This window comes from Bacillus sp. GMs2/2, from assembly GCF_050172095.1.
Classification (GTDB): domain Bacteria; phylum Bacillota; class Bacilli; order Bacillales; family Bacillaceae_G; genus Bacillus_A; species Bacillus_A cereus.
In genome coordinates, this window is record NZ_JBNLYE010000480.1 from 1 (window position 1) to 2,549 (window position 2,549).

Sequence of the window (2,549 nt, forward strand, 5' to 3'; positions counted from 1 at the left end):
TGTGGACCGGGAAGAACGGTGCAACAGAAAAAAGATTTGTATCAATCGGTATCCTTAAAAATTACGGAATATTCCGATGTTAAAACTTCGGATATTTTTATTACATTAAATGAGACAGCTGCTGAAAACTGGTCATTTGGTCAAGGAATAGCACAAATGGTGAAAATAAAGGGAGAAAAAAATGAAAAACGAACTTATTGAAGTACATATTAAAAAGAAAATGAGAGAAATGTCACCTGCATTTGCTCATTATAGTGAAAAGATATTATTTGAGGAAGTGTGGCGGGATGCCACTTTAACATTAAGAGAAAGAAGTTTGTGTACTGTGTCAGCACTAATCAGTCTCGGTAATACAGAACAATTACAATTTCATCTGAAGCTAGCTAAACAAAATGGGGTTATGGAGAATGAATTGGTTGCATTAATAACACATATGGCTTTTTACGTTGGTTGGCCAAAAGCTATGGCAGCTTTAAATATAGTAATGAATGAAAGGAAAAGTTAAGAATAATGATAAGTAAGAATTCATGTTTATATGAATTCTTACTTATCATTATTTATGCAATACTCTATCGATATATTTATTACATTTTTTCTTGCTTTTTTATCACTTGCGTAGTAAAGTGATAGTAAGATGAACGCTAGGAAGTGATGAAACATGCGTGATAATACGATAGGATCATTAATATGGTTACGTTTAATACGATTTACGAACCAAAGTAATCAAATGTCAAATGAGTTTTTAAAACGTTTTGATTTAACGACAGCTCAATTTGATGTGCTTTTGCAAATACGTACGTATCAACCACTAACACAAATGGAGTTAGCTGAAAAGGTAACTGTTACACAAGGTGGCATTTCTCGAATGTTAACTCGTCTTGAAAAAGAAGGATATATTGTACGAAAACAAGATTGGAAAACGAAAACAATTAGTCTTACAGAGCAAGGAGAAGCAGCTTTAGAGAGAGCATTGCCAGAGCAACTTGCATTTCAATCTTCGTTTTTTGATGATGTATTAAATGAAGAAGAGCAGAAAATATTATACGAGCTAATGACGAAAGTTCATAAGCATAGTGAAAAAAAAGAATTACCCCAAGAGTAATTTTTTTTACACTATCAATTGACTAATCAAGTGAAGGCGTAGGGAATACGGAGATATACCTGACTTACCAACGTTTTTAGAAAAAAACTAATACTACTTTATTAAAGGGGAGAGTAACTATGGAAAAATACCGTATAGATATAAGAAAAGGAATTGAGTTTGGATTATATTCAATTGGTGATCATGTTTTAAATCCACATAATGGGGAGAAAATTACGCCAGAGAAAAGAATTCACGAACTAATTGAAACAGCTAAGTTAGCAGATGAGGCAGGGCTTGATGTGTTTGCTGTCGGTGAAAGTCATCAAACGCATTTTACAACACAAGCTCATACAGTTATTTTAGGTGCGGTCGCGCAAGCTACGAAAAATATAAAAATTGCAAGTTCAGCAACGATATTAAGTACATCTGACCCAGTTCGAGTATATGAGGATTTCGCTACAATTGACTTGATTTCTAATGGACGTGCAGAAATTGTGGCTGGTCGTGGATCTCGTATTGGGGGATATAGTTTACTTGGTTATGACGTGAATGATTATGAAGAATTATTCGAAGAGAAGATGGATCTTTTATTAAAAATTAATAACGAGGAACATGTAACATGGAATGGACAGTTCAGAGCACCGCTCGCACATGCATCGGTTATTCCGAGAGCGAAAAATAATAACTTACCAATTTGGCGTGCGGTTGGAGGTCCACCAGCTAGTGCAATTAAAGCGGGACGCGCGGGTGTACCAATGATGATAACAACACTTGGTGGTCCAGCAATTAACTTTAAAGTGTCAGTAGATGCTTACCGCGAGGCGGCTGTACAAAGTGGATTTGATTCAGCTAGTTTACCAGTTGCGACAACGAGTTTATTTTATACGGCAAAAAATTCACAAGATGCACTTAGTGAATATTACCCTCACATTAATGCTGGTATGCTTACACTGCGCGGTGGTGGGTATCCGAAACAGCAATTTACAAATGCAATAGATTACCGTGATGCTTTAATGGTTGGTAGCCCACAACAAATCATTGAGAAAATGCTGTACCAATATGAATTATTTGGCCAACAACGCTTTATGGCACAAATTGATTTTGGCGGTGTACCATTTGATAAAATTGAGAAAAATATTGAATTAATTGCTACTGAAATTTTACCAGCCGTTAGAAAACATACAGCAAAATAAATAAAAAAAACTGAGAGTCTAATCGACTTTCAGTTTTTTTATTTGTTCTGGAAAAATGACAAAAAAATGAACTTTTAGTCGAGGAAGAGGGAAGTTATTTTCTATTTTTGAATAACATTATTTCGAGTTTGAATTTTAAAAATACATTTTTCTCTTGACAAAAAACAAGCGTTTATCGAGGGTAGTTTCGAGGACATTTTTTCGGGTGAAAGTCAAGTGTATGAAGAGAAAAACGATTGTTTTATAGATATAAAAGTAAGAAGTATATTGAA

The 2,549-nt window shown here is 34.5% G+C and carries 4 protein-coding genes; all 4 read left to right on the plus strand.

Annotated elements, in window-relative coordinates; translation table 11 throughout:
* On the plus strand, positions 1 to 201 hold a 201-nt coding region (locus ACQGS6_RS26300; protein ID WP_426965863.1), incomplete at its 5' end, for a tautomerase family protein.
* Positions 182 to 505, plus strand: coding sequence for a carboxymuconolactone decarboxylase family protein (locus tag ACQGS6_RS26305; RefSeq protein WP_016117610.1), 324 nt, complete (start codon positions 182 to 184; stop codon positions 503 to 505). The genes ACQGS6_RS26300 and ACQGS6_RS26305, both read left to right, overlap by 20 nt.
* A gap of 153 nt (positions 506 to 658) precedes the next feature.
* Positions 659 to 1,102: a MarR family winged helix-turn-helix transcriptional regulator gene (locus tag ACQGS6_RS26310; RefSeq protein ID WP_001205523.1), complete on the plus strand. Its 444-nt coding sequence runs from the start codon at positions 659 to 661 to the stop codon at positions 1,100 to 1,102.
* A 119-nt stretch (positions 1,103 to 1,221) separates the two neighbouring features.
* Complete coding sequence (locus ACQGS6_RS26315; RefSeq protein WP_000417541.1) at positions 1,222 to 2,277, plus strand: LLM class flavin-dependent oxidoreductase; 1,056 nt, start codon at positions 1,222 to 1,224, stop codon at positions 2,275 to 2,277.
* The last annotated feature ends 272 nt before the right edge of the window (positions 2,278 to 2,549 follow it).

Excerpts from the sequence above, each read along its gene's own strand:
- ACQGS6_RS26315 (WP_000417541.1), top strand. The coding sequence starts at position 1,222 with ATGGAAAAATACCGTATAGATATAAGAAAAGGAATTGAGTTTGGATTA.
- ACQGS6_RS26310 (WP_001205523.1), top strand. The coding sequence starts at position 659 with ATGCGTGATAATACGATAGGATCATTAATATGGTTACGTTTAATACGA.
- ACQGS6_RS26305 (WP_016117610.1), top strand. The coding sequence starts at position 182 with ATGAAAAACGAACTTATTGAAGTACATATTAAAAAGAAAATGAGAGAA.